The organism is Streptomyces silaceus (genome assembly GCF_001419745.1).
Lineage (GTDB): Bacteria > Actinomycetota > Actinomycetes > Streptomycetales > Streptomycetaceae > Streptomyces > Streptomyces silaceus.
In genome coordinates this window covers 21694-47002 of the sequence record NZ_LIRJ01000082.1, presented here as the reverse complement: position 1 = coordinate 47002, position 25309 = coordinate 21694, and the positions used below count along the sequence as shown (strand labels likewise).

Annotated in this window: 22 protein-coding genes and 1 tRNA gene; 1 reads left to right on the top strand and 22 read right to left on the bottom strand. The window is 66.3% G+C overall.

What is annotated here, in order from left to right; translation table 11 throughout:
- Positions 1-11: 11 nt before the first annotated feature.
- The 22 genes from rplB to AOK22_RS09800 form a co-directional block, all read right to left on the bottom strand.
- Positions 12-848 (bottom strand): 50S ribosomal protein L2, encoded by an 837-nt coding sequence (rplB, locus tag AOK22_RS09905; protein WP_055698225.1) that lies wholly within the window; start codon positions 846-848, stop codon positions 12-14.
- A gap of 39 nt (positions 849-887) precedes the next feature.
- Positions 888-1307: a 50S ribosomal protein L23 gene (gene rplW / locus AOK22_RS09900; protein ID WP_055564827.1), complete on the bottom strand. Its 420-nt coding sequence runs from the start codon at positions 1305-1307 to the stop codon at positions 888-890.
- Positions 1307-1957, bottom strand: coding sequence for a 50S ribosomal protein L4 (gene rplD / locus AOK22_RS09895; RefSeq protein ID WP_055698224.1), 651 nt, complete (start codon positions 1955-1957; stop codon positions 1307-1309). Before rplD ends, rplW begins: the two co-directional genes overlap by 1 nt.
- An 8-nt stretch (positions 1958-1965) precedes the next feature.
- Positions 1966-2610 carry a 50S ribosomal protein L3 gene (rplC, locus tag AOK22_RS09890; protein WP_055698223.1) on the bottom strand — a complete coding sequence of 215 codons (645 nt, stop codon included), beginning with the start codon at positions 2608-2610 and terminating at the stop codon, positions 1966-1968.
- A gap of 14 nt (positions 2611-2624) precedes the next feature.
- The gene (rpsJ, locus tag AOK22_RS09885; RefSeq protein ID WP_003948644.1) at positions 2625-2933 is read right to left on the bottom strand and encodes a 30S ribosomal protein S10; all 309 of its coding nucleotides are present in this window, start codon (positions 2931-2933) and stop codon (positions 2625-2627) included.
- 502 nt (positions 2934-3435) lie between these two features.
- On the bottom strand, positions 3436-4629 hold the full coding sequence (tuf, locus tag AOK22_RS09880) for an elongation factor Tu (RefSeq protein WP_055698222.1): 1194 nt from the start codon (positions 4627-4629) through the stop codon (positions 3436-3438).
- A gap of 144 nt (positions 4630-4773) precedes the next feature.
- The gene (gene fusA / locus AOK22_RS09875; RefSeq protein ID WP_055698221.1) at positions 4774-6900 is read right to left on the bottom strand and encodes an elongation factor G; all 2127 of its coding nucleotides are present in this window, start codon (positions 6898-6900) and stop codon (positions 4774-4776) included.
- A 39-nt stretch (positions 6901-6939) separates the two neighbouring features.
- Positions 6940-7410: a 30S ribosomal protein S7 gene (gene rpsG, locus AOK22_RS09870; RefSeq protein WP_003974303.1), complete on the bottom strand. Its 471-nt coding sequence runs from the start codon at positions 7408-7410 to the stop codon at positions 6940-6942.
- Positions 7411-7412: 2 nt separating this feature from the next.
- Positions 7413-7784, bottom strand: a complete 372-nt coding sequence (gene rpsL, locus AOK22_RS09865; RefSeq protein WP_003948652.1) for a 30S ribosomal protein S12 — start codon at positions 7782-7784, stop codon at positions 7413-7415.
- A gap of 266 nt (positions 7785-8050) precedes the next feature.
- The gene (locus tag AOK22_RS09860) at positions 8051-8467 is read right to left on the bottom strand and encodes a hypothetical protein (RefSeq protein ID WP_055698220.1); all 417 of its coding nucleotides are present in this window, start codon (positions 8465-8467) and stop codon (positions 8051-8053) included.
- A gap of 11 nt (positions 8468-8478) precedes the next feature.
- Positions 8479-9237 (bottom strand): hypothetical protein, encoded by a 759-nt coding sequence (locus AOK22_RS09855; RefSeq protein WP_055698219.1) that lies wholly within the window; start codon positions 9235-9237, stop codon positions 8479-8481.
- Between the two features lie 135 nt (positions 9238-9372).
- Positions 9373-13272 (bottom strand): DNA-directed RNA polymerase subunit beta', encoded by a 3900-nt coding sequence (locus tag AOK22_RS09850; RefSeq protein WP_055698218.1) that lies wholly within the window; start codon positions 13270-13272, stop codon positions 9373-9375.
- A gap of 96 nt (positions 13273-13368) precedes the next feature.
- Complete coding sequence (gene rpoB / locus AOK22_RS09845; RefSeq protein ID WP_055698217.1) at positions 13369-16854, bottom strand: DNA-directed RNA polymerase subunit beta; 3486 nt, start codon at positions 16852-16854, stop codon at positions 13369-13371.
- Between the two features lie 585 nt (positions 16855-17439).
- Positions 17440-17826, bottom strand: a complete 387-nt coding sequence (gene rplL, locus AOK22_RS09840) for a 50S ribosomal protein L7/L12 (protein WP_055698239.1) — start codon at positions 17824-17826, stop codon at positions 17440-17442.
- Between the two features lie 111 nt (positions 17827-17937).
- Entirely contained in the window at positions 17938-18468 is a 531-nt protein-coding gene (gene rplJ / locus AOK22_RS09835) for a 50S ribosomal protein L10 (protein WP_055698216.1), read from the bottom strand.
- Between the two features lie 313 nt (positions 18469-18781).
- Positions 18782-19753: an SCO4651 family lipoprotein gene (locus AOK22_RS09830; RefSeq protein WP_055698215.1), complete on the bottom strand. Its 972-nt coding sequence runs from the start codon at positions 19751-19753 to the stop codon at positions 18782-18784.
- Positions 19754-19844: 91 nt separating this feature from the next.
- On the bottom strand, positions 19845-20747 hold the full coding sequence (locus tag AOK22_RS09825; RefSeq protein ID WP_055698214.1) for an SCO4651 family lipoprotein: 903 nt from the start codon (positions 20745-20747) through the stop codon (positions 19845-19847).
- A gap of 159 nt (positions 20748-20906) precedes the next feature.
- Positions 20907-21629 (bottom strand): 50S ribosomal protein L1, encoded by a 723-nt coding sequence (rplA, locus tag AOK22_RS09820; protein ID WP_055698213.1) that lies wholly within the window; start codon positions 21627-21629, stop codon positions 20907-20909.
- Between the two features lie 88 nt (positions 21630-21717).
- The gene (gene rplK / locus AOK22_RS09815; RefSeq protein WP_055698212.1) at positions 21718-22152 is read right to left on the bottom strand and encodes a 50S ribosomal protein L11; all 435 of its coding nucleotides are present in this window, start codon (positions 22150-22152) and stop codon (positions 21718-21720) included.
- 167 nt (positions 22153-22319) lie between these two features.
- Positions 22320-23177: a transcription termination/antitermination protein NusG gene (gene nusG / locus AOK22_RS09810; protein WP_055698211.1), complete on the bottom strand. Its 858-nt coding sequence runs from the start codon at positions 23175-23177 to the stop codon at positions 22320-22322.
- Positions 23178-23254: 77 nt separating this feature from the next.
- The gene (gene secE, locus AOK22_RS09805; RefSeq protein WP_055698210.1) at positions 23255-23542 is read right to left on the bottom strand and encodes a preprotein translocase subunit SecE; all 288 of its coding nucleotides are present in this window, start codon (positions 23540-23542) and stop codon (positions 23255-23257) included.
- A 107-nt stretch (positions 23543-23649) separates the two neighbouring features.
- Positions 23650-23722: transfer RNA gene (locus AOK22_RS09800), tRNA-Trp, on the bottom strand.
- 181 nt (positions 23723-23903) lie between these two features.
- Between AOK22_RS09800 and AOK22_RS09795 the strand changes: the two genes are divergently transcribed.
- Positions 23904-25130, top strand: coding sequence for a pyridoxal phosphate-dependent aminotransferase (locus tag AOK22_RS09795; RefSeq protein WP_055698209.1), 1227 nt, complete (start codon positions 23904-23906; stop codon positions 25128-25130).
- Positions 25131-25309 lie beyond the last annotated feature (179 nt).

Below are 25309 nucleotides of genomic sequence, written 5' to 3'. Positions count from 1 at the left end.
TAAACCCGCTCCTAGCGCTTCTTGTTCGACTTGCGGCGGCGGACGATGTACTTGTTGCTCGCCTTGTTGCGATCACGAGTACGACCCTCCTTCTTGCCCCAGGGCGAGACCGGGTGGCGACCACCGGAGGTCTTGCCTTCACCACCACCGTGCGGGTGGTCAACCGGGTTCATCACGACACCACGCACGGTCGGGCGGACGCCCTTCCAGCGCATGCGGCCGGCCTTGCCCCAGTTGATGTTCGACTGCTCGGCGTTGCCGACCTCGCCGATGGTGGCGCGGCAGCGCACGTCCACGAGACGGATCTCGCCGGACGGCATACGAAGGTGCGCCATGGCGCCTTCCTTCGCGAGCAGCTGCACGGAGGCACCCGCGGAACGGGCGAACTTCGCGCCGCCGCCGGGCCGCAGCTCGATGGCGTGGATGGTCGTACCGACCGGGATGTTGCGCAGCGCCATGTTGTTGCCGGGCTTGATGTCGGCGCCGGGGCCGCTCTCAATCCGGTCACCCTGCTGCGTACCGCGCGGGGCGAGGATGTAGCGCTTCTCGCCGTCCGCGTAGTGCAGCAGCGCGATGCGCGCGGTGCGGTTGGGGTCGTACTCGATGTGCGCGACCTTGGCCGGCACGCCGTCCTTGTCGTGACGACGGAAGTCGATCACGCGGTAGGCGCGCTTGTGTCCGCCACCCTGGTGGCGAACGGTGATCCGACCGGCGTTGTTACGGCCGCCCTTGCTGTGCAGCGGGCGGACCAGCGACTTCTCCGGCGTGGACCGCGTTACCTCGACGAAGTCGGCGACGCTGGAGCCACGACGGCCCGGCGTAGTCGGCTTGTACTTGCGGATTCCCATTTCTCAGTCCTCGTCCGATATTCGGACCAGGGCGCTCCGTTAGGAGGCCTGGCCGAAGATGTCGATACGGTCGCCCTCAGCAAGGGTCACGATGGCGCGCTTGGTGTCGGCACGCTTGCCGAAACCGGTGCGCGTACGCTTCCGCTTGCCCTGACGGTTGATCGTGTTGACGCCGGTGACCTTGACCGAGAAGACCGCCTCGACGGCCTGCTTGATCTGGGTCTTGTTGGCGCCCGGGGCCACGATGAACGTGTACTTGCCCTCGTCGAGCAGCGCGTACGACTTCTCGGAGACGACCGGCTTGACGAGGACGTCGCGCGGGTCCGAGAAGGACTTGCTCAGCGGGGTGGGCTCAACAGCGATCTTGCCCTCGGTCGCGATGCGCTTCGCCTTGGCGACACGCGCGGCCTTGGCGGCCTTCGCAGCCTTGGACGCGATGCTCTGGTGACGGATGGCCATCAGGCTTCGCTCCCTTCGGTCTCATTGGCCTTGGGGCCAGACACGAAGGACTCGAAAGCGGCCTTGGTGAAGACCACGTCGTCCGAGACGAGCACGTCGTACGTGTTCAGCTGGCCCGGCTCCAGGATGTGCACCTGGGGCAGGTTGCGGGCGGAGAGCAGCGAGGCCTCGTCCGAGCGCTCGATGACCAGGAGCACGTTCTTGCGCTCACTGACCTTGCCGAGCAGGCTCTTGGCGGCCTTCGTGGAGATCTCGCCCTCGACCACGCCGGAGACGACGTGGATGCGGGAGTTGCGGGCCCGGTCGGTGAGGGCACCGCGCAGGGCGGCGGCCTTCATCTTCTTCGGGGTCCGCTGCGAGTAGTCGCGCGGCACGGGGCCGTGGACGACGCCACCGCCGGCGAACTGCGGCGCACGGGTCGAACCCTGGCGCGCGCGGCCGGTGCCCTTCTGGCGGTACGGCTTCTTGCCACCACCACGGACTTCACCGCGGGTCTTGGTCTTGTGCGTGCCCTGGCGGGCGGCCGCCAGCTGCGCGACGACGACCTGGTGGATCAGCGGGATGCTGACCTTGGCGTCGAAGATCTCCGCGGGGAGCTCGACGGTCCCGGCCTTCTCGCCGGCAGGCGAAAGGATGTCAATGGTGCTCATGGGTTACCTCAGGCCCCCTTGGCCGCGGTACGGACCAGGACGAGGCCGCCGTTCGGACCAGGAACTGCGCCCTTGATGAGCAGCAGACCCTTCTCCGCGTCAACGGCGTGGACGGTCAGGTTCTGGGTGGTGACCCGCTCGTTGCCCATGCGGCCCGCCATGCGCATGCCCTTGAAGACACGGCCGGGGGTGGCACAGCCACCGATGGAACCGGGCTTGCGGTGCACGCGGTGGGCACCGTGGGAGGCCTTGCCGCCGTGGAAGTTGTGACGCTTCATCACACCGGCGAAGCCCTTGCCCTTGCTCTTGCCGGTGACGTCGACCTTGATACCGGCCTCGAACGTCTCGGCAGTCAGCTCCTGGCCGAGGGTGTACTCGCTGGCGTCAGCGGTACGGATCTCGACGAGGTGGCGACGGGGGGTCACGTCGGCCTTGGCGAAGTGGCCCTTGAGGGGCTTGTTCACCTTGCGCGGGTCGATCTCGCCGAAGGCGATCTGGACCGACTCGTAGCCGTCGCTGTCATTCGTACGGACCTGGGTAACGACGCAGGGTCCGGCCTTGACCACGGTCACCGGGACGACACGGTTGTTCTCGTCCCAGACCTGGGTCATGCCGAGCTTCTCGCCCAGGATGCCCTTGATCTGCTTGGTCATCTCTCTCGCGCCCTTCAGAGCTTGATCTCGATGTCAACGCCGGCCGGAAGGTCCAGGCGCATCAGCGAGTCAACGGTCTTGGGCGTCGGGTCGAGGATGTCGATCAGGCGCTTGTGCGTGCGCATCTCGAAGTGCTCGCGCGAGTCCTTGTACTTGTGCGGCGACTTGATGACGCAGTACACGTTCTTCTCAGTGGGCAGCGGCACCGGGCCCGCGACCGACGCACCAGTACGCGTCACCGTCTCGACGATCTTCTTCGCCGAGGAGTCGATGACCTCGTGGTCGTAGGCCTTGAGCCGGATGCGGATCTTCTGTCCCGCCATGGCTACTTAGTAGTCCTTCGTCTCGAACGCTCTGGCTCCCGGGAGGCCCTTTTTTCTACTTCCTCCGACCCACGCGGTCGGGCGTGTCGCAGTCCCGCTCACACAGATCTCCCGAAGGATTTCCCTGCTAGGGGCTGCGGCCCTCGATGACCGCGGGTCCGGGGGAAGAAACCCACCGGGCGCCTGGTTGAATCACCGCACCGCACTTCCCGAAAGATTCCCGTACGTCCGCCACAGCGCTGCCTTACGGCAGATGGGGCGACGAGTACTGTGGGACTCGCTTCCGGTCCTCCCGGCGGGAGGCGCACAGCATCGGCACTCAACCGAGCAACCTGAACAGTGTGCCATACGTGGGATGCCGAAGGCCAATCGGGCCGAACTGTCAAGCTGCCACGGCCAAGATCGCGTACGCAAAAGGCCCCGCTCACCCGGAGGTGAACGGGGCCCTTCGCTGCGCTCAGTTCAGAGCGACCGGGTCTCCCCGATCCGCAAGCAAGCGAACTTACTTGTTGATCTTGGTGACCTGGCCGGCGCCGACGGTCCGGCCACCCTCACGGATGGCGAACTTCAGGCCCTCTTCCATGGCGACGGGCTGGATGAGCTCGACGGTCATCTCGGTGTTGTCGCCCGGCATGACCATCTCGGTGCCCTCGGGGAGGGTCACGACGCCGGTCACGTCCGTGGTGCGGAAGTAGAACTGCGGGCGGTAGTTGTTGAAGAACGGGGTGTGACGGCCACCCTCGTCCTTCGACAGGATGTAGGCCTGGGCCTCGAACTCGGTGTGCGGCGTGACCGAACCGGGCTTGATGATGACCTGGCCGCGCTCGACGTCCTCGCGCTTGATGCCACGGAGGAGCAGACCGACGTTCTCACCGGCCTGGCCCTCGTCGAGCAGCTTGCGGAACATCTCGATGCCGGTGACCGTGGTGGTGGTCTTCTCGGTCTTGATGCCGATGATGTCGACGGTCTCGTTGACCTTGAGGATACCGCGCTCGATACGACCGGTGACGACGGTGCCACGACCGGTGATCGTGAAGACGTCCTCGATCGGCATGAGGAACGGCTTGTCGACGTCGCGCTCCGGCTCCGGGATCGACTCGTCGACGGCGTTCATCAGGTTCAGGACCGACTGGCCCCACTCCTTGTCGCCCTCGAGCGCCTTGAGCGCCGAGACCTTGACGACCGGAACGTCGTCGCCCGGGAACTCGTACTCGGAGAGGAGCTCACGGACCTCGAGCTCGACGAGCTCCAGGATCTCCTCGTCGTCCACCATGTCGGCCTTGTTCAGGGCGACGACGATGTACGGAACGCCGACCTGGCGGGCCAGGAGCACGTGCTCCTTGGTCTGCGGCATCGGGCCGTCGGTGGCGGCGACCACGAGGATGGCGCCGTCCATCTGCGCGGCACCCGTGATCATGTTCTTGATGTAGTCCGCGTGACCCGGGCAGTCGACGTGCGCGTAGTGACGCGTCTCCGTCTGGTACTCGACGTGCGCGATCGAGATGGTGATACCGCGCTGGCGCTCCTCGGGAGCCTTGTCGATCTGGTCGAAGGCCGAGGCCTCGTTCAGCTCGGGGTACGCGTCGTGCAGCACCTTGGTAATGGCGGCCGTGAGGGTCGTCTTACCGTGGTCAATGTGACCGATGGTGCCGATGTTGACGTGCGGCTTAGTCCGCTCGAACTTCGCCTTCGCCACTGGGTCCTCCTGTGGAGTGGTTCTGTACGCCTTGCTTCATCGGCGCCAGGTGATCTTTGCTGGGAAGCCAGCCGCCGGGATTCTCGCCCTTCGGGGTCGAACCCCGGCGGATGGTGTCAAGCCTAAAGCGTGTGCTCCGGAGAGTTACTCGCCCTTGGCCTTCGCGATGATCTCCTCGGCGACGTTCCGCGGAACCTCGGCGTAGGAGTCGAACTGCATCGAGTAGCTTGCGCGACCCGAGGTCTTGCTGCGGAGGTCTCCGACGTAGCCGAACATCTCCGAGAGGGGCACGAGGCCCTTCACGACACGGGCGCCACTGCGCTCCTCCATGGCCTGGATCTGGCCACGGCGGGAGTTGATGTCACCGATGACGTCGCCCATGTAGTCCTCGGGCGTGGTGACCTCGACGGCCATCATCGGCTCGAGCAGCACAGGGCTGGCCTTGCGCGCGGCCTCCTTGAAGGCCTGCGAACCGGCGATCTTGAAGGCGAGCTCGGAGGAGTCGACCTCGTGGTAGGCACCGTCGATGAGCGTGACGCGGACGCCCGTCATCTCGTAGCCGGCCAGGATGCCGAACTGCATGGCCTCCTGAGCACCCGCGTCCACCGAGGGGATGTACTCCTTGGGGATGCGGCCACCGGTGACCTTGTTCACGAACTCGTACGACGCGTCGCCGCCCTCGATGGGCTCGATCGCGATCTGCACCTTCGCGAACTGACCGGTACCACCGGTCTGCTTCTTGTGGGTGTAGTCCACGCGCTCGACGGCCTTGCGGATCGTCTCGCGGTACGCCACCTGCGGCTTGCCGACGTTCGCCTCGACGCGGAACTCGCGCTTCATGCGGTCGACGAGCACCTCGAGGTGAAGCTCGCCCATACCACCGATGATGGTCTGGCCGGTCTCCTCGTCCGAGTGGACCTGGAAGGAGGGGTCCTCCTCCGAGAGACGCTGGATGGCGACACCCAGCTTCTCCTGGTCGCCCTTGGACTTCGGCTCGATGGCGACCTGGATGACCGGCGCCGGGAAGTCCATGGACTCCAGGATCACCGGCTGCTTGTCGTCACAGAGCGTCTCACCCGTGGTGGTCTGCTTCAGACCCATGACGGCGACGATGTCACCGGCGCCCACCGACTCGATCTCCTCACGCTTGTTCGCGTGCATGCGGTAGATCTTGCCGATGCGCTCCTTCTTGCCCTTGACGGAGTTCAGCACCGCGGTGCCGGAGTCAAGGCGACCGGAGTAGATCCGGACGAAGGTGAGCTTGCCGAGGTGCGGGTCGCTCGCGATCTTGAACGCGAGGGCCGACAGCGGCTCGTCGTCGGACGGCTTGCGCTTGACGACCGTCTCCGGGTCCTTGACGTCGTGGCCCTCGATGGCCTCGACGTCCAGGGGGGACGGCAGGTAGCGCACGACCGCGTCGAGCAGGGGCTGGACGCCCTTGTTCTTGAACGCGGTACCGCAGAAGACGGGGGTGACGGTGGTGTCGCCGCCCTTGCCGGAGGCGATGGTGATGCGACGGATCGCCGCGTACAGCTGCTCCTCGGAGGGCTCCTGGCCCTCGAGGTACAGCTCCATCATCTCCTCGTCGTTCTCCGCGACGGCCTCGAGCAGCTTGCCGCGGTACTCCTCGGCAGCCTCGGTGTGCGTGTCGGGGATGTCGACGATGTCGTAGGCCTCGCCCATCTTGGTCTCGGCGGACCAGACGAAGGCCTTCATGGTGACGAGGTCGACGACGCCCTTGAAGTCAGCCTCTGCGCCGATGGGCAGCTGCATGACGAGGGGGGTCGCACCGAGGCGGTCGACGATCATGTCGACGCAGCGGTGGAACTCGGCACCCGTGCGGTCGAGCTTGTTGACGAAGCAGATGCGCGGAACGCCGTAACGGTCCGCCTGACGCCACACGGTCTCGGACTGGGGCTCAACGCCGGCGACGCCGTCGAACACCGTCACGGCACCGTCGAGCACGCGGAGCGAGCGCTCCACCTCGACGGTGAAGTCGACGTGGCCCGGGGTGTCGATGATGTTGATGGTGTGATCGACGTCGTTCAGCGGCCAGTGACAGGTGGTGGCAGCAGAGGTGATCGTGATGCCACGCTCCTGCTCCTGCTCCATCCAGTCCATCGTGGCAGCGCCGTCGTGGACCTCACCGATCTTGTACGAGACACCGGTGTAGAACAGGATCCGCTCGGTGGTCGTCGTCTTGCCCGCGTCGATGTGGGCCATGATGCCGATGTTCCGCACCTTGGCCAGGTCAAGTGAAGTGGTAGCCATGTTGGCTCAGTCTTCTCTCGGTCTCGATGTGGGTAGCGACTACCAGCGGTAGTGCGCGAAGGCCTTGTTGGACTCGGCCATCTTGTGCGTGTCCTCGCGCTTCTTCACAGCGGCACCCAGGCCGTTGGAGGCGTCGAGGAGCTCGTTGAGCAGACGCTCGGTCATGGTCTTCTCGCGACGGGCGCGGGAGTAACCGACCAGCCAGCGCAGGGCCAGCGTGTTGGCACGACCGGGCTTGACCTCGATCGGAACCTGGTAGGTCGCACCACCGACGCGGCGGGACTTGACCTCGAGGGTCGGCTTGATGTTCTCCAGCGCGCGCTTCAGCGTGATGACCGGGTCGTTGCCGGTCTTCTCGCGCAGGCCCTCCATGGCGCCGTACACGATGCGCTCGGCGGTGGAGCGCTTGCCGTTCAGCAGCACCTTGTTGATGAGGGAGGTCACCAGAGGAGAACCGTAGACCGGGTCGATGATGACCGGGCGCTTCGGGGCGGGGCCCTTACGAGGCATTCTTACTTCTCCTTCTTGGCGCCGTAGCGGCTGCGGGCCTGCTTGCGGTTCTTGACACCCTGGGTGTCGAGCGAACCGCGGATGATCTTGTAACGAACACCAGGCAGGTCCTTCACACGGCCACCACGCACGAGCACGATGGAGTGCTCCTGCAGGTTGTGTCCCTCACCCGGAATGTAGGCCGTGACCTCGATCCCGGAGGTCAGACGCACACGCGCGACCTTACGGAGGGCCGAGTTCGGCTTCTTCGGGGTGGTCGTGAACACACGCGTGCAGACGCCACGGCGCTGGGGCGAACCCTCGAGTGCGGGCGTCTTGTTCTTCTCGACCTTGTCCTGCCGGCCCTTGCGGACCAGCTGCTGGATCGTAGGCACTACTTCTCCGGTTTCTGTGTGCCGAATAGTAAAGCTAACCTGGAACGTCGCCGACCCACGCGGTCGGGTGTGTCGAATGCTGCAGACTCCCGCCGCAAGGCGGAAAGAAGCGCAGATTACGGTGGCCGTTCTCGGACTCCCGCTGCGGTTGAGGACACGCGCGCGAGCCCAGGCACACCCCAGGCACAAGGTCTGAGCGTACCTACCTCATGGACTTCGGTCAAAACAAATGCGATGGGCCCCGACACGCCGGACATCTGCGCGGATCAGCCCCGTCGCAGAAACTCCTTGATCAATTCGACGTCCGCCTGGTCCTTCGGCCGGAGCGAGCGCTCTTTCCAGACGAGGATCTGCGACAACGGGCAGAACGGGATGCCGGAGACCCACTCCGCCCCCGCGATCAACTCGTCGGGCCCCGGTGTACCGGGCAGCCACTGGTCGAAGACCTCGATGTCCCCGTCGCAGAGCAGCACCATGCGGCCGTGCCCGGAGGGCGCCGTGACCGGCTCGGCGAGTCCGGCGGCAATCTTCCAGGCGGCACCCCGCGCGACGACGTCCAGATCGCCGATCCGGTCCCTGATGCCGTGCGCCAGCAGCGCCCCGCTGCCCGCCACGACGTAGTCCGCGGTCGGCAGGTCCAGGGACAGCAGCTTCCGGACCAGAGGGTGCCTTCTCAGCTCCACGGCGGCGTCTCCTAGAGGACGGGCAGCCCGACCGCAGAGCGAGCAGCCATGCTCATCGCCAGCGAGGCGATGACACTGGCCAGCGTACCGATGAGGAAGTACTCGGACGCATGTTTGCCGTGATCGTTCGTCGGGACGCGGGCCAGTGACTTCGCCGCCAGCACCAGGGCCGCCGCCTCCGGCCGGCCGGCCGCGAGAAAGGCGAAGAGAAGACCCCGTTCCAGGAGTCCGATCGCCCGGCCGGCGCCCATGAATTCCACGGCGGCCCGGCGCTCCGGACTGTCCGGCAGCGCCAGAATCTCCTGCCGCACGGGCCCTGTTGCCGCCTTGGCCAGGGCCCCTCCCCCGAATACGGAAATGAGCGCGGCCGAAAGGAAGACCGCCACCTTGTCGCTCAGGAACAGGTCCTTGGAGAGCGGCGCGACCGTCGCCCCCGCGGACCACACCGCCAGGGCGACGGCCGCCACGAGGACCGCGACGCTCGCCCGCCGCGCACGGGCCAGCCGCCCCGCCATCAGAGGCAGCGTGACCGTGACACCCGGCTCCGGCAGGCCCGCGGGATGCTTCCACAGCACGCACCCCAGAGACACCAGGACGGCCACCGCGAGCGCGATCCGGGCCCGGTCCTCGCCGGCGTACGGTGCGGCCGCGTACAGCCCGTAGGCCAGCGTGAACAGGACCGTCCGCCAGGGGCGCGGACCCTGCCACGCGAGGCCCAGCGGGATCAGGACCGCGGCCGCCAGACCGAAGGTCAGCCGAGCCGTCTCCACTCCCCTACCCCCAACTCCCCTGTGGTGCGCGGGACTTGGGCCAGCGCGACGCCGCCACGCATCCTAGCCACCGGAACGCCGAAGGGCGCCCACCCCGCGCACGGGATAAGCGCCCTTCAACAAACCGCCTACGACTTACTGGTTGTAAGGCCCGTAGTCGTAGTCCTCCAGCGGAACGGCCTGGCCGGAGCCCGTGCCGAACGGGGAGTAGTCGATGTCGTCGTAGCCGACGGCCGAGTACATCGCGGCCTTGGCCTCCTCGGTCGGCTCGACCCGGATGTTGCGGTAGCGGGACAGACCCGTACCGGCCGGGATGAGCTTACCGATGATGACGTTCTCCTTGAGGCCGATGAGGCTGTCGGACTTGGCGTTGATCGCCGCGTCCGTCAGAACTCGGGTCGTCTCCTGGAAGGAGGCGGCCGACAGCCAGGACTCCGTCGCCAGCGAGGCCTTGGTGATACCCATCAGCTGCGGACGGCCGGAGGCCGGGTGGCCACCTTCCGTCACGACCCGACGGTTCTCGGTCTCGAACTTCGAGCGCTCGACGAGCTCGCCCGGCAGCAGCTCCGCGTCGCCGGACTCGATGATCGTCACGCGGCGCAGCATCTGCCGGATGATGATCTCGATGTGCTTGTCGTGGATCGACACACCCTGCGAGTTGTAGACCTTCTGGACCTCGCCGACCAGGTGGACCTGGACCGCGCGCTGACCGAGGATCCGCAGCACGTCGTGCGGGTTGGTGGCACCGAAGGTGAGCTTCTGGCCCACCTCGACGTGGTCACCCTCGCGCACCAGGACCTTGGCACGCTTCGAGATCGGGAACGCCGTCTCGTCGCTGCCGTCGTCCGGGGTGACGACGATCTTCTTGGTCTTCTCGGTCTCCTCGATGCGGACACGGCCCGCGGCCTCGGAGATCGGGGCGACACCCTTCGGCGTACGGGCCTCGAAGAGCTCGACGACACGGGGCAGACCCTGGGTGATGTCGTCACCGGCCACACCACCGGTGTGGAAGGTACGCATCGTCAGCTGGGTACCGGGCTCACCGATGGACTGGGCGGCGATGATGCCGACCGCCTCACCGATGTCGACCAGCTTGCCGGTGGCGAGCGAACGGCCGTAGCAGAAGGCACAGGTGCCGACCGCGGACTCACAGGTCAGGACCGAGCGGGTCTTGACCTCCTCGACGCCGTTGGCGACCAGGGCGTCGATGAGCACGTCACCGAGGTCGACGTTGGCCGGCGCGATGACCTTGCCGTCGATGACGACGTCCTCGGCCAGCATGCGGGCGTACACGGACGTCTCGACGTCCTCCGTCTTGCGGAGCACACCGTCCTCGCCACGGACCGCGATCTTCAGCTTCAGACCGCGCTCGGTGCCACAGTCCTCCTCGCGAATGATGACGTCCTGGGAGACGTCGACCAGACGACGGGTGAGGTAACCGGAGTCGGCGGTACGAAGGGCGGTGTCCGCCAGACCCTTACGGGCACCGTGCGTGGAGATGAAGTACTCCAGCACGGACAGGCCCTCACGGAAGGACGCCTTGATCGGACGCGGGATGGTCTCGTTCTTCGCGTTCGACACCAGACCACGCATACCGGCGATCTGCCGCATCTGCATCATGTTTCCTCGGGCACCCGAGTCAACCATCATGAAGATGGGGTTCGTCTTGGGGAAGTTCGCGTTCATCGCCTCGGCGACCTCGTTGGTCGCCTTGGTCCAGATCGCGATGAGCTCCTGCGTGCGCTCGTCCTTGGTGATCAGACCGCGCTCGTACTGCTTCTGGACCTTCTCGTCCTGGGCCTCGTAGCCCGCGACGATCTCCTTCTTGGCCTCGGGGACCACGACGTCGGAGATGGCCACGGTGACGCCGGAACGGGTCGCCCAGTAGAAGCCCGCCGCCTTCAGGTTGTCGAGCGTCGCCGCCACGATGACCTTGGGGTAGCGCTCGGCGAGGTCGTTGACGATCTCGGAGAGCTGCTTCTTGCCGACCGAGTAGTCGACGAACGGGTAGTCCTCGGGCAGCAGCTCGTTGAAGAGCGCGCGGCCCAGGGACGTACGCAGCCGGAAGCTGTCGCCCTGCTGGTACTCCTGCTCGCCCTCCTCGGCGACCGGCGGGGTCCAGCCGCGCGGCGGGATGGTGCCCACCGGGAAGCGGATGTCGACGGTCGACTGGAGCGCCAGCTCGCCGGCGTCGAACGCCATGATCGCCTCGGCGACGGAGCCGAACGCGCGGCCCTCGCCCTTGGTGTCACGGAGCTCACCGTCGGTGGTGAGGAAGAACAGACCGAGGACCATGTCCTGGGTCGGCATCGTCACCGGACGGCCGTCGGCGGGCTTGAGGATGTTGTTCGAGGACAGCATCAGGATGCGGGCCTCGGCCTGCGCCTCCGCGGAGAGCGGCAGGTGGACGGCCATCTGGTCACCGTCGAAGTCCGCGTTGAACGCGGTGCAGACGAGCGGGTGGATCTGGATGGCCTTGCCCTCGACCAGCTGCGGCTCGAAGGCCTGGATGCCGAGGCGGTGCAGCGTGGGAGCACGGTTCAGCAGAACCGGGTGCTCGGCGATGACCTCTTCGAGGACGTCGTACACGACCGTGCGGCCGCGCTCGACCATCCGCTTGGCGCTCTTGATGTTCTGCGCGTGGTTCAGGTCGACCAGGCGCTTCATCACGAACGGCTTGAAGAGCTCCAGCGCCATGGCCTTGGGCAGACCACACTGGTGCAGCTTCAGCTGCGGACCGACGACGATCACGGAACGCGCGGAGTAGTCCACACGCTTACCGAGCAGGTTCTGACGGAATCGACCCTGCTTACCCTTCAGCATGTCGCTGAGGGACTTCAGCGGACGGTTGCCGGGGCCCGTCACCGGGCGACCACGACGGCCGTTGTCGAAGAGGGCGTCGACCGCCTCCTGGAGCATGCGCTTCTCGTTGTTCACGATGATCTCGGGCGCACCGAGGTCGAGAAGGCGCTTCAGGCGGTTGTTGCGGTTGATCACGCGGCGGTACAGGTCGTTCAGGTCGGAGGTCGCGAAGCGGCCACCGTCCAGCTGCACCATCGGACGCAGGTCCGGCGGGATGACCGGCACGCAGTCGAGCACCATGCCCTTGGGGCTGTTGCTGGTCTGCAGGAACGCGGAGACGACCTTGAGGCGCTTGAGCGCACGGGTCTTCTTCTGGCCCTTGCCGGTGCGGATGATCTCGCGGAGGCGCTCGGCCTCCTCGTCGAGGTCGAAGGTCTCCAGGCGCTTCTGCAGGGCAGCGGCACCCATCGAGCCGTCGAAGTACGTGCCGAAGCGGTCACGCAGCTCGCGGTAGAGCAGCTCGTCGCCCTCCAGGTCCTGGACCTTGAGGTTCTTGAAGCGGTTCCACACCTCGTCGAGACGGTCGATCTCGCGCTGGGCGCGGTCGCGCAGCTGCTTCATCTCGCGCTCGGCGCCCTCGCGCACCTTGCGGCGCACGTCGGCCTTGGCACCCTCGGCCTCGAGCTCGGCCAGGTCGGTCTCGAGCTTCTTGGCGCGGGCCTCCAGGTCGGAGTCGCGGCGGTTCTCGATCTGCTGACGCTCGACGGAGACGTGCGCCTCCAGGGACGGCAGGTCGCGCGTACGGCGCTCCTCGTCCACGAACGTGATCATGTACGCGGCGAAGTAGATGACCTTCTCGAGGTCCTTCGGCGCCAGGTCGAGGAGGTAGCCCAGGCGCGACGGGACGCCCTTGAAGTACCAGATGTGGGTGACGGGAGCGGCCAGCTCGATGTGGCCCATCCGCTCACGGCGCACCTTGGCGCGCGTGACCTCGACGCCACAGCGCTCACAGATGATGCCCTTGAAGCGGACGCGCTTGTACTTGCCGCAGTAGCACTCCCAGTCCCGGGTCGGACCGAAGATCTTCTCGCAGAAGAGTCCGTCCTTCTCGGGCTTGAGGGTGCGGTAGTTGATGGTCTCGGGCTTCTTGACCTCGCCGTGGCTCCACTGACGGATGTCGTCCGCGGTGGCCAGGCCGATCCGGAGCTCGTCGAAGAAGTTGACGTCGAGCACTATGCGTCAATCCCTCTCAGGGTCGTGTCTCAATCATGGTCTGTACGGGGTCCGGGGCGGGGCCGGGATCTCGCGGGGAGATCCCGGCCAGACCCGTCAGACCTCTTCGACGCTGCTCGGCTCGCGCCGGGACAGGTCGATGCCGAGCTCCTCCGCCGCGCGGAAGACGTCCTCGTCGGTGTCGCGCATCTCGATGGACATGCCGTCCGAGGACAGCACCTCCACGTTGAGGCACAGGGACTGCATTTCCTTGATGAGCACCTTGAAGGACTCGGGAATGCCGGGCTCGGGGATGTTCTCGCCCTTGACGATGGCCTCGTAGACCTTCACGCGGCCGGTCACGTCGTCGGACTTGATCGTCAGCAGCTCCTGGAGGGCGTACGCGGCGCCGTAAGCCTCCAGCGCCCACACCTCCATCTCACCGAAGCGCTGACCACCGAACTGAGCCTTACCACCCAGCGGCTGCTGGGTGATCATCGAGTACGGACCGGTCGAGCGGGCGTGCAGCTTGTCGTCGACCAGGTGGTGCAGCTTGAGGATGTACATGTACCCGACCGAGATCGGGTCCGGGAACGGCTCGCCGGAGCGGCCGTCGAACAGCTGCGCCTTGCCGGACGGAAGCACCATGCGCTCGCCGTCGCGGTTCGGGATCGTGTGCTGCAGCAGACCGGCGAGCTCGTCCTCACGCGCACCGTCGAAGACGGGGGTGGCGACGTTCGTGCCCGGGGCGACCTGGTCGGCACCGATGGCCTGCAGGCGCTGCGCCCACTCGTCCGCGAGACCGGAGACGTCCCAGCCGCGGCTGGCGAGCCAGCCGAGGTGGATCTCCAGGACCTGTCCCGGGTTCATTCGGGACGGCACACCCAGCGGGTTCAGGATGATGTCGACCGGAGTTCCGTCCTCGAGGAACGGCATGTCCTCGATCGGAAGGATCTTCGAGATGACGCCCTTGTTGCCGTGACGGCCGGCGAGCTTGTCACCGTCCGTGATCTTGCGCTTCTGCGCCACGTAGACACGAACCAGCTGGTTCACGCCCGGCGGCAGCTCGTCGCCCTCTTCACGGTCGAAGACGCGGACGCCGATGACCTTGCCGGTCTCGCCGTGCGGCACCTTCAGGGAGGTGTCACGGACCTCGCGCGCCTTCTCACCGAAGATCGCGCGGAGCAGACGCTCCTCCGGGGTCAGCTCGGTCTCACCCTTGGGCGTGACCTTGCCGACGAGGATGTCGCCGGCGATGACCTCGGCGCCGATGCGGATGATGCCGCGCTCGTCGAGGTCGGCGAGGACCTCCTCGGAGACGTTCGGGATGTCCCGGGTGATCTCCTCGGGGCCGAGCTTGGTGTCACGGGCGTCGACCTCGTGCTCCTCGATGTGGATCGAGGAGAGGACGTCGTCCTGCACGAGGCGCTGCGACAGGATGATCGCGTCCTCGTAGTTGTGACCCTCCCACGGCATGAACGCCACGAGCAGGTTCTTACCGAGGGCCATCTCGCCCTCTTCGGTGGCGGGACCGTCGGCCAGGACCTGGCCCTCGATCACGCGGGCGCCCTCGTCGACGACGACCTTCTGGTTGACCGAGGTGCCCTGGTTGGAGCGCGAGAACTTCGCGACGCGGTACGTGGTGTACGTGCCGTCGTCGTTGGTGACGGTGACGTAGTCCGCGGAGACCTCCTGGACGACACCCGCCTTCTCGGCCTTGATCACGTCACCGGCGTCGGTGGCGCAGCGGTACTCCATGCCGGTGCCGACGAGCGGCGCCTCGGCCTTGATGAGCGGCACGGACTGGCGCATCATGTTCGCGCCCATGAGGGCACGGTTGGCGTCGTCGTGCTCGAGGAACGGGATCATGGCGGTCGCGACCGACACCATCTGGCGCGGCGAGACGTCCATGTAGTCGACGTCGTCACCGGGGACGTAGTCGACCTCGCCGCCGCGGCGGCGGACCAGGACGCGGGCCTCGGCGAACCGGAGCTCGTCGGTCAGCGGCGCGTTGGCCTGGGCGATGACGAAGTGGTCTTCCTCGTCGGCCGTCAGGTAGTCGACGTCGTCGCCGACGACTCCGTCGGTGACCTTGCGGTACGGCGTCTCGATGAAGCCGAACGCGTTGATGCGGCCGTACGAGGCGAGCGAACCGATCAGACCGATGTTCGGGCCTTCGGGCGTCTCGATCGGGCACATGCGGCCGTAGTGGGACGGGTGCACGTCTCGGACCTCGAAGCCGGCCCGCTCACGGGAGAGACCACCCGGGCCGAGGGCGTTCAGACGACGCTTGTGCGTCAGCCCCGACAGCGGGTTGTTCTGGTCCATGAACTGCGACAGCTGCGAGGTGCCGAAGAACTCCTTGATCGACGCCACGACCGGGCGGATGTTGATCAGGGTCTGCGGCGTGATGGCCTCGACGTCCTGGGTCGTCATGCGCTCGCGCACGACGCGCTCCATACGGGCGAGACCCGTGCGGACCTGGTTCTGGATCAGCTCGCCGACGTTACGGATACGACGGTTGCCGAAGTGGTCGATGTCGTCGGTCTCGACCATGATGTTGCGGCCGGACTCGCCGACCGTCTCAGTCTCACCGGCGTGCAGCTTCACCAGGTACTTGATGGTCGCGATGATGTCGTCCGTGGTGAGGACACCCGCGTCCAGCGGCTCGTCGGCGCCGAGCTTCTTGTTCACCTTGTAGCGGCCGACCTTCGCGAGGTCGTAGCGCTTCGGGTTGAAGTACAGGTTCTCGAGCAGCGTCTGCGCGGCCTCACGGGTCGGGGGCTCGCCCGGACGCAGCTTGCGGTAGATGTCGAGCAGCGCGTCGTCCTGACCCTGGGTGTGGTCCTTCTCCAGGGTGGCGCGCATGGACTCGTACTCGCCGAACTCCTCCAGGATCTGCTCGGTCGTCCAACCGAGGGCCTTGAGGAGGACGGTGACGGACTGCTTGCGCTTGCGGTCGATGCGCACACCGACCATGTCGCGCTTGTCGATCTCCATCTCGAGCCAGGCACCGCGGGACGGGATGACCTTGGCCGAGAAGATGTCCTTGTCGGACGTCTTGTCGATGGAGGAGTCGAAGTAGACACCGGGCGAACGGACGAGCTGCGACACGACGACACGCTCGGTGCCGTTGATGACGAAGGTGCCCTTGTTCGTCATGAGCGGGAAGTCACCCATGAAGACCGTCTGGGACTTGATCTCGCCGGTCTCGTTGTTGGTGAACTCGGCGGTGACGAAGAGCGGGGCGGCGTACGTGAAGTCGCGCTCCTTGCACTCGTCGATCGAGTTCTTCGGAGGCTCGAAGCGGTGGTCGCGGAACGTCAGGGACATCGACCCGGAGAAGTCCTCGATCGGCGAGATCTCCTCGAAGATCTCTTCCAGACCGGACTTGGTGGGGACGTTCTGTCCGCTGTCCAGAGCCGCCTCGACACGAGCCTTCCACGCGTCATTGCCGAGCAGCCAGTCAAAGCTCTCGGTCTGCAGCGCAAGAAGGTTCGGAACCTCGAGGGGCTCCTTGATCTTTGCAAAGGAGATGCGCAGCGGGGCGGTGCTTGCGCCGTTGTTCGTATTCGCGGTCGAGGCAGTGCGCGAGGCGGCCAAGAGGGGGTCCTTCCGAGGGCTCGGACTCACTACGCGCGTACCGGTCCCAGGCTGGACACAGAGACAGAAATCCCAGGTCAGGGAAGTTTCAGTCCACGGTGCTGAAGCATGGGCATGCCCCTGGTGACGGGCAGGAGGCAGCTAACAGGCAGCGCAAAGGGTCAGTGTAGCCAGTTGGCCCACTGATGTCCAGTGCGGGTTTCTGGAGACCCTCGTTGTTCTCAACACCTGCGGCAAGCCACGTCCTCAACGCACATCGATACTGCCCTCTTCGTCGCCGATCCATGCCTCGGATGCGGATCGTTGTGACGACGCGTCCTGAGAATTGCGCGCTGCGTGCGGTTCGTCAAGGCCCCCCTGCCCCGACTGGGCCCCGACAAGGCCCCGAGATCGTCACCGTCACGGGCCGTCAGGAGGCACAACGAAGATCACCATACTCGCCGCGACCGACAGCGCAAGGCACCCGCCACGAGAGCCCCCGGGAACGCCGAAAGGCGACCACCCACATGGGTGATCGCCCTAGGCGACCCGTTCGTTACAGCGTTTCCGCTACGACGGGTGAAAAGAGTCGGACGACTCCTGAGGTCACTTGACCTCGACGGAGGCGCCGGCGCCCTCGAGGGCCTCCTTGGCCTTGTCCGCGGCGTCCTTGGCGACCTTCTCGAGGACCGGCTTCGGGGTGCCGTCGACGAGGTCCTTGGCCTCCTTCAGACCCAGGGAGGTCAGCTCACGCACGACCTTGATGACCTGGATCTTCTTGTCACCGGCGCCGGTGAGGATGACGTCGAACTCGTCCTTCTCCTCGACGGCCTCGGCGGCGCCACCAGCGGCACCACCGGCGACGACGACCGGCGCGGCAGCAGCGGCGGTGACGTCGAACTTCTCCTCGAAGGCCTTCACGAACTCGGAGAGCTCGATGAGGGTCATCTCTTCGAACTGCGCGAGCAGGTCGTCCTGGGACAGCTTCGCCATGATGGCGTCCTTCCACTCATTCGGCTGGTGCCGGATGTACATGTGAGGCGGGCGTACGTTCGGCCCGCTACGACCTCCGCCTGCGCGGCGGTGGTCAATGCGCGAGCCGAGTTACTCGGCACCGCCCTGCTCGGCCTGCTTGGCACGAAGCGCCTCCGCGGTGCGGACGAACTTCGACGGCAGCGCCTGGAAGACAGAGGCAGCCTGCGACTGCTTGCCCTTGAACGCGCCGGCCAGCTTGCTGAGCAGAACCTCGCGGGACTCGAGGTCCGCAAGCTTCTTGATCTCGTCGGCGGAGAGTGCCTTGCCGTCAAGGACACCGCCCTTGATGACGAGGTTCGGGTTCTCCTTGGCGAAGTCACGAAGACCCTTCGCCGACTCCACCGGGTCACCGGTGACGAAGGCGACCGCCGTCGGACCCGTGAAGAGGTCGTCCAGCGTGTTGATCCCGGCCTCGTTGGCCGCGATCTTGGTCAGCGTGTTCTTCACCACGGCGTACTCGGAGTTCTCACCGAGGGAGCGGCGCAGCTGCTTGAGCTGGGCCACGGTGAGACCCCGGTACTCGGTCAGCACGGCGGCGTTCGAGCTGCGGAACTTGTCCGTGAGCTCGGCTACCGCGGCAGCCTTGTCGGGCGTCGGCATAGAGCGTCGGCCTCCTTCCGGGTGATGAGGACCGCTCAAAAGGAGGCTGGGAAAACGAAACGCCCCGGCGCAGGCGCACGGGGCGTGAGCTCGACCGGACGGAATCCGGGAGCACTTCCACAGTCACCTGCGCGGGTCGTCCGCAATTCAACGGATCCTTCGGTCACTGAACACTCTTGCGAGAGCACAGCAACGACCAGCGGTCTTTGGCTTCTGTGGAAGAGTACGCGAACGGGTCCGCGTCAAGCAAATCCGGTCAGAAGGCCGCCCGGAGGGCGGCGGGAAGGCCGTCGGAAGACGGCCGGAAAGCCGCTCAGAGGCCGCTGTCCGCGCCGGCGCCGGCACCCCCGCCGGCCTTGCCGATCTCCTTGAACATCTCCATCAGGTCGAAGGTCTGACCGGCCGGGGGCGCGGTCACCTTCGCGGTGGCGCCGTAGTCGGAGAAGGTCTGCGACATCTTCATCGTGCCCTCGGGGCTCTTGATGTCGATGTCCATGCGGACGGGCAGGTCGTCCTCGTTGACCCAGACCTCGGTGTCGTAGCCCTTGATGCCGCTCTTCTCGATGTTCTTGAACAGCTTCTCGCGCTCGCTCTTGCTGAGCAGGTCGTCGAGGTTCTTGTTCGTGTTCATCATCTCCTTGACGGAGAGACGGCCCTTGTAGCGCTGGGTCTGGACGCCGTCGACCTTCGCGGGGCCGACGTGCTTCAGGTTCGGCGACTCCAGGAGCATCGCGAGCTGCGCCGCGGGGTCCTGGTTCATGCTGTCCAGGCCGCTGGTCATCTGCTTCGCCATCTTCTCGTCGCCCGCCTGCTCGGCGATGGCGTTGAGGTCCATCTTCATCCAGCGCTTGCCGTCCATGTCCTTGGCCGCGGCGGCGCCCATGTCCATGTACATCACGTTGTCGCGCCAGAGCATGCGGACCTTCTCCGGGGCGTCGGGGTCGCCCTCGGTGAGCGCCGAGCCCGTCATGGTCACGTCCATGACCGTCGGGTCCCAGCCCATGACACCGGACATCTTCATGTCGCCGCCGCCGTCCATCGCGGCCGGCATCGACATCGTCATCTCGACCTTGGCCGACTTGGCGGCCGAGGTCTTCTTGTACGCGGCCGTGATGACCTCGGCGACCTGCGACCGGGACTGGGTCTTGCCCGAGTCCCCCGCCCCCTTGTCGGCCTTGTCGTCGCCGCCGCAGGCGACCGCGCCGGTACACAGCACCGCCGTGGTGAGCACGGCGCCCACCGCACGCCGGCGACCCGCGCGTCCACGCACTACATCAACAGTCATGACCCCACCCCTAGGAACACATGATCGACACATTTCTGAGTGCCGAGGGTACCTGAGGGGTGAGGGACGAGGCCTGTGGGTTCTTTGCCGGTCAGACGGCGGGCTGCTTGTTCATGAGGTCCTTGAAGCTCATGGTGTCCGAGGCCGGGGGCTTCTGGACGTCCAGCCGCGTGCCGTAGTCGCTGTAGTACGCCGTCTGCTCGAAGGCGCCGTTCTTGGTGTCGGCCTTCTCGATCTTCTTGACCAGCAGGTCGTCGTCGTTGACCCAGATGTCGATCGACTCGGTCGTCATGCCGGTCTGCTCGAACTGCTTCTTCAGCTCGGCCAGTTGGTCCTCGTCGAGGTTCGTGCTCTTGGCCGTGAAGTCGGCGACGTCGACCTTGCCGGAGTAGTGGGTCGCCTTGGTGCCGCGGACCTCCTCCTCGCCGACGCGCTTCACGTCGCCGGAGGCCAGCAGCATCTTCACCGACTGGTTCGGGGTGGTGTTCTGCATCTGGTCCTTGAACGCCTGGCCCGCGGCACCGCTCATCTCGGCGAGCGCGTCGTAGTCGTACTCGAGCCAGTGCTTGCCGCCGCCGGCCTGGGCGGCGAAGGTGTCGCCCATGTTGGCGTAGAAGCCGTTCTTCAGATAGCGGTAGTCGATCTTCGACTGGCCGAGCTGCTTCATCTGCTGGGCCTGCGTACCGCCGGTGAAGGTGACCGTCACGTTGCCCGTGATGCCGTCCTTCCAGCCCATGACGCCCTTCATGTCCATGGTCGACTGCGTGCCCATGGTGGTCGTGCCGTCGACCCGGGCGGTGTCGGCCTGGTCGGTCGTCTTCTCCACGGTGCGCAGGGCGGCGAGCGGGCTGACGCTGATGCCGCCCTTGTCCTTGCCGCCGTCAGCCTTGTCGGAGGACCCCCCGGAGCCGCCCGAACCGCAGGCCGCGACACCCGTCAGAGCGGCGGCCACGGCTATCGAGAGACCGGCGCGGCGCATGGTCGTGCTGTTCATCTAGTCCCACCCCTTGGCGTTCGTGGTGAGCCTGCACGCTAGCGCAGGCCGCTGACAGGTCTGTCCCAAAAGCCCGTACACAAACAGGACGGGCCCCGCACCTCGAAAGGTTGCGGGGCCCGTCCACAGAACGCGTACGCGACGCGGCTGCCGTCAGGATCAGACGGCGGCCGGGTCCTCCTCGACGAGGAGGTTGCGGGTGCGGTTCGAGTCCAGCGGAATGCCGGGGCCCATCGTGGTGGTGATGGCGGCCTTCTTGATGTAACGGCCCTTGGCGGCCGACGGCTTCAGACGGAGGATCTCCTCCAGGGCCGCGGCGTAGTTCTCCACCAGCTTGGTGTCGTCGAAGGACACCTTGCCGATGATGAAGTGCAGGTTCGAGTGCTTGTCGACGCGGAACTCGATCTTGCCGCCCTTGATGTCGTTGACAGCCTTCACGACGTCGGGGGTGACGGTGCCGGTCTTCGGGTTCGGCATCAGACCACGCGGACCGAGCACGCGGCCGAGGCGGCCGACCTTGCCCATGAGGTCCGGGGTGGCGACGACGGCGTCGAAGTCCAGGCGACCCTTGGCGACCTCGTCGATGAGCTCGTCGGCGCCGACGATGTCGGCCCCAGCGGCTTCCGCGGCCGCAGCACGGTCACCGGTCGCGAAGACCAGGACCCGGGCGGTCTTGCCGGTGCCGTGCGGGAGGTTCACGGTGCCACGGACCATCTGGTCGGCCTTGCGCGGGTCGACGCCCAGACGCATGGCGACCTCGACGGTGCCGTCGAACTTGGTCGCGGAGGTCTCCTTGGCGAGACGGACGGCCTCGAGCGGGGCGTACAGCTTCTCCCGGTCGATCTTGGCGTCCGCAGCGCGGAGAGTCTTGCTGCGCTTCACTTCTGCTCCTGGTGTGGTTCAGGTATGGAGTCGTGGTGCGGGCCAGCGCTTGGCCCTACCACTGAGAAAGGTCAGACGGGGAGGAGGCTCAGCCCTCGACCGTGATGCCCATGGAACGGGCGGTGCCGGCGATGATCTTCGACGCGGCGTCCAGGTCGTTGGCGTTGAGGTCTTCCATCTTGGTCTGCGCGATCTCGCGGATCTGCGCCTCGGTGACCTTGGCGACCTTGGTCTTGTGGGGCTCGCCGGAGCCCTTCTCGACACCAGCGGCCTTGAGGATCATCTTGGCGGCCGGCGGCGTCTTGGTGACGAAGGTGAAGGAGCGGTCTTCGTAGACCGTGATCTCCACCGGGATCACCCAGCCACGCTGCGACTCGGTCGCGGCGTTGTAGGCCTTGCAGAACTCCATGATGTTGACGCCGTGCTGGCCCAGCGCGGGACCGACCGGCGGGGCCGGGTTGGCGGCACCAGCCTGGATCTGGAGCTTGATCAGCCCCGTGACCTTCTTCTTCTTGGGAGGCATTGCTCTCTCCGGGTCCTAGTGAGAGTTTTCAGCCGGCCATCCGGTCATCCGGATGGAGGCATACCGCACAACGATAACGGGTATAGTCGCGCAGCTAAAAACCGAGCAGGTCAGACCGGCTTTGGCAGCCTGTCTGACCTGGTCGGAAGCGTATGTTCCAGCGGAAGCTAGTTCTTCTGGATCTGGTCGAAGCTGAGCTCGACCGGGGTCTCGCGACCGAAGATCTCGACGAGGCCCTTGACCTTCTTCGAGTCGGCGTTGATCTCGTTGATCGTCGCCTGCAGCGTCGCGAACGGGCCGTCGGTGACGGTGACCGAGTCGCCGACCTCGAAGTCCAGGACCTGGACCTCGACCTTGCGCTGCGGAGCGGGCTTGCCCTCGGCCTCGGCGGCCTCGCGGGCGGCCTTCTCCTCGGCCTCCGGGGCGAGCATCTTGACGATCTCGTCCAGGGTCAGCGGGTACGGGTCGTAGGCGTTGCCCACGAAGCCGGTGACGCCGGGGGTGTTGCGGACGACGCCCCAGGACTCGTTCGTCAGGTCCATGCGCACCAGCACGTAGCCGGGGAGCTTGTTCTGACGGATGGTCTTGCGCTCGCCGTTCTTGATCTGCGCGACCTCTTCCTGCGGCACCTCGGCCTGGAAGATGAAGTCCTCGACGTTCAGCGAGACGGCACGCTGCTCGAGGTTGGTCTTCACGCGGTTCTCGTAACCGGCGTAGGTGTGGATGACGTACCACTCGCCGGGGAGGGTGCGGAGTTCCTCGCGCAGGGCGACGATCGGGTCGACCGGCTCGGCCTCCTCCTCGTCGGCGACCTCGGCGACGGCGTCCTCGTCCTCGTCGGTCTCGACGACGGCCTCGGCGTCGCCCTCCAGGTGGATGGCGGCCTCTTCGGCGGGCTCGCCGGCAGCGGCGTCGGCAGCTTCGGCCTGATCCGGCTCCTCGGCGTCCGCCGCCTCGACGATGTCGATCTGGTCCTCCACGGACTCCGCCGACTCGATGGCGTCGTTCAGGTTCGGGTCAGACACGGTGGCTGCTTCTTCCTGGATACATGGGGTGGAACACGCGAATAGGGGCGCCGGGAACGGCGCCCTTCGCTCTCGGCTCAGCCGAAGATGTACTTGACAGCGTGGCTGAAGCCATAGTCAATCACGGTCACGAGGCCGATCATGATGACGACGAAGACAATCACCACTGTGGTGTACGTGGTGAGCTGACTGCGAGTCGGCCAGACGACCTTGCGGAGCTCCGCGATGATCTGTCGGTAGAAGAGCGCGAGACGGCCGAAGGGGCCCTTCTTGCCGCGCTTGCCGCCCTTGCGGGCCTTCTTCTTGGAGTCCGGCGCCTCGTCCTGGGCATCAGGCATGTCGATGGAGCCCACGGCGTCCGTCACTCGTCCTCACCTGATTCCGGGTCGTGGCCGTGCCGCGCCCGGTTGAGCCGCACGGCGGTGCATTGCAGTACGTACATGCGCACACATCCTGGCGAAGGAGTGTGTAGCAGGGCCGGAGGGACTTGAACCCCCAACCGCTGGTTTTGGAGACCAGTGCTCTACCAATTGAGCTACGACCCTTTGGTTTTCCCCAACCTACCGCATCCGCCCATGTGCACGGAGTGTGCCGGGAAGAAGCGGCCGGTGAGGGCCAACGAGCAGTGAGTGTACGTGGTCCGCGGCCCTCCGTCGAACAGAAAGGGTTCCGATGCTCTTGGAATCCCGCGTGCCGGGGTCGTTTCGGGTCTGGAACGATGGGGTCATGAGCGCTGCTACTCCTCCGACCGAGCGCCGGGTGTCCGCGCGCATCGGCGCGATCTCCGAGTCCGCCACCCTCGCCGTCGACGCCAAGGCCAAGGCCCTCAAGGCCGCCGGGCGCCCGGTGATCGGCTTCGGCGCGGGTGAGCCCGACTTCCCCACGCCGGACTACATCGTCGAAGCGGCCATCGAGGCCTGCAAGAACCCGAAGTTCCACCGGTACACGCCGGCGGGCGGGCTGCCCGAGCTCAAGGCCGCGATCGCCACGAAGACGCTGCGCGACTCGGGCTACGAGGTCGACGCGTCGCAGATCCTGGTGACCAACGGCGGCAAGCAGGCCATCTACGAGGCGTTCGCCGCGATCCTCGACCCGGGCGACGAGGTCATCGTCCCGGCCCCCTACTGGACGACGTACCCGGAGTCGATCCGTCTCGCCGGGGGTGTCCCGGTCGCGGTCGTCGCCGACGAGACCACCGGCTACCGCGTCTCCGTGGAGCAGCTGGAGGCCGCGCGCACGGAGCGCACGAAGGTCGTGCTCTTCGTGTCGCCGTCGAACCCGACGGGCGCCGTCTACAGCGAGGCCGACGCCGAGGCGATCGGCCGCTGGGCCGTCGAGCACGGCCTGTGGGTCATGACCGACGAGATCTACGAGCACCTCGTCTACGGAGACGCGAAGTTCACCTCGCTCCCCGCGCTCCTGCCCGAGCTGCGCGACAAGTGCATCGTGGTCAACGGCGTCGCCAAGACGTACGCGATGACCGGCTGGCGCGTCGGGTGGATCATCGGCCCGAAGGACGTGGTGAAGGCCGCGACGAACCTCCAGTCGCACGCCACGTCCAACGTCTCGAATGTCGCGCAGGCCGCCGCACTGGCCGCCGTCTCCGGAGACCTGGTCGCCGTCGAGAAGATGCGCGAGGCCTTCGACCGGCGCCGCAAGACCATCGTGCGGATGCTCAACGACATCGACGGGGTGCTCTGCCCCGAGCCCGAGGGCGCCTTCTACGCGTACCCCTCGGTGAAGGGCCTCATCGGCAAGGAGATCCGCGGCAAGCGCCCGCAGGACTCCGTCGAGCTGGCCGCGCTGATCCTGGAGGAGGCCGAGGTCGCGGTGGTTCCGGGCGAGGCCTTCGGGACGCCGGGCTACCTGCGCCTGTCGTACGCGCTCGGCGACGAGGACCTCGTCGAGGGCGTCTCGCGGATCCAGAAGCTGCTGGCCGAGGCCCGCGACTGAGGTTCGCGGCCGGGCTCTCGACTGCTGGGATCCGCGGCCGATGTCCGCGACGCCGTTCGGCGTTTCGCGGCATTTCGTGGCGGAAAACAGCGTTCCACGCGCGCGTGCGGGCCGTCTCTCCCTCCGGAGAGGCGGCCCGTTTCTTCGTTCGGGAAAGGTCCCGAAGGTGGAAAGCCGCT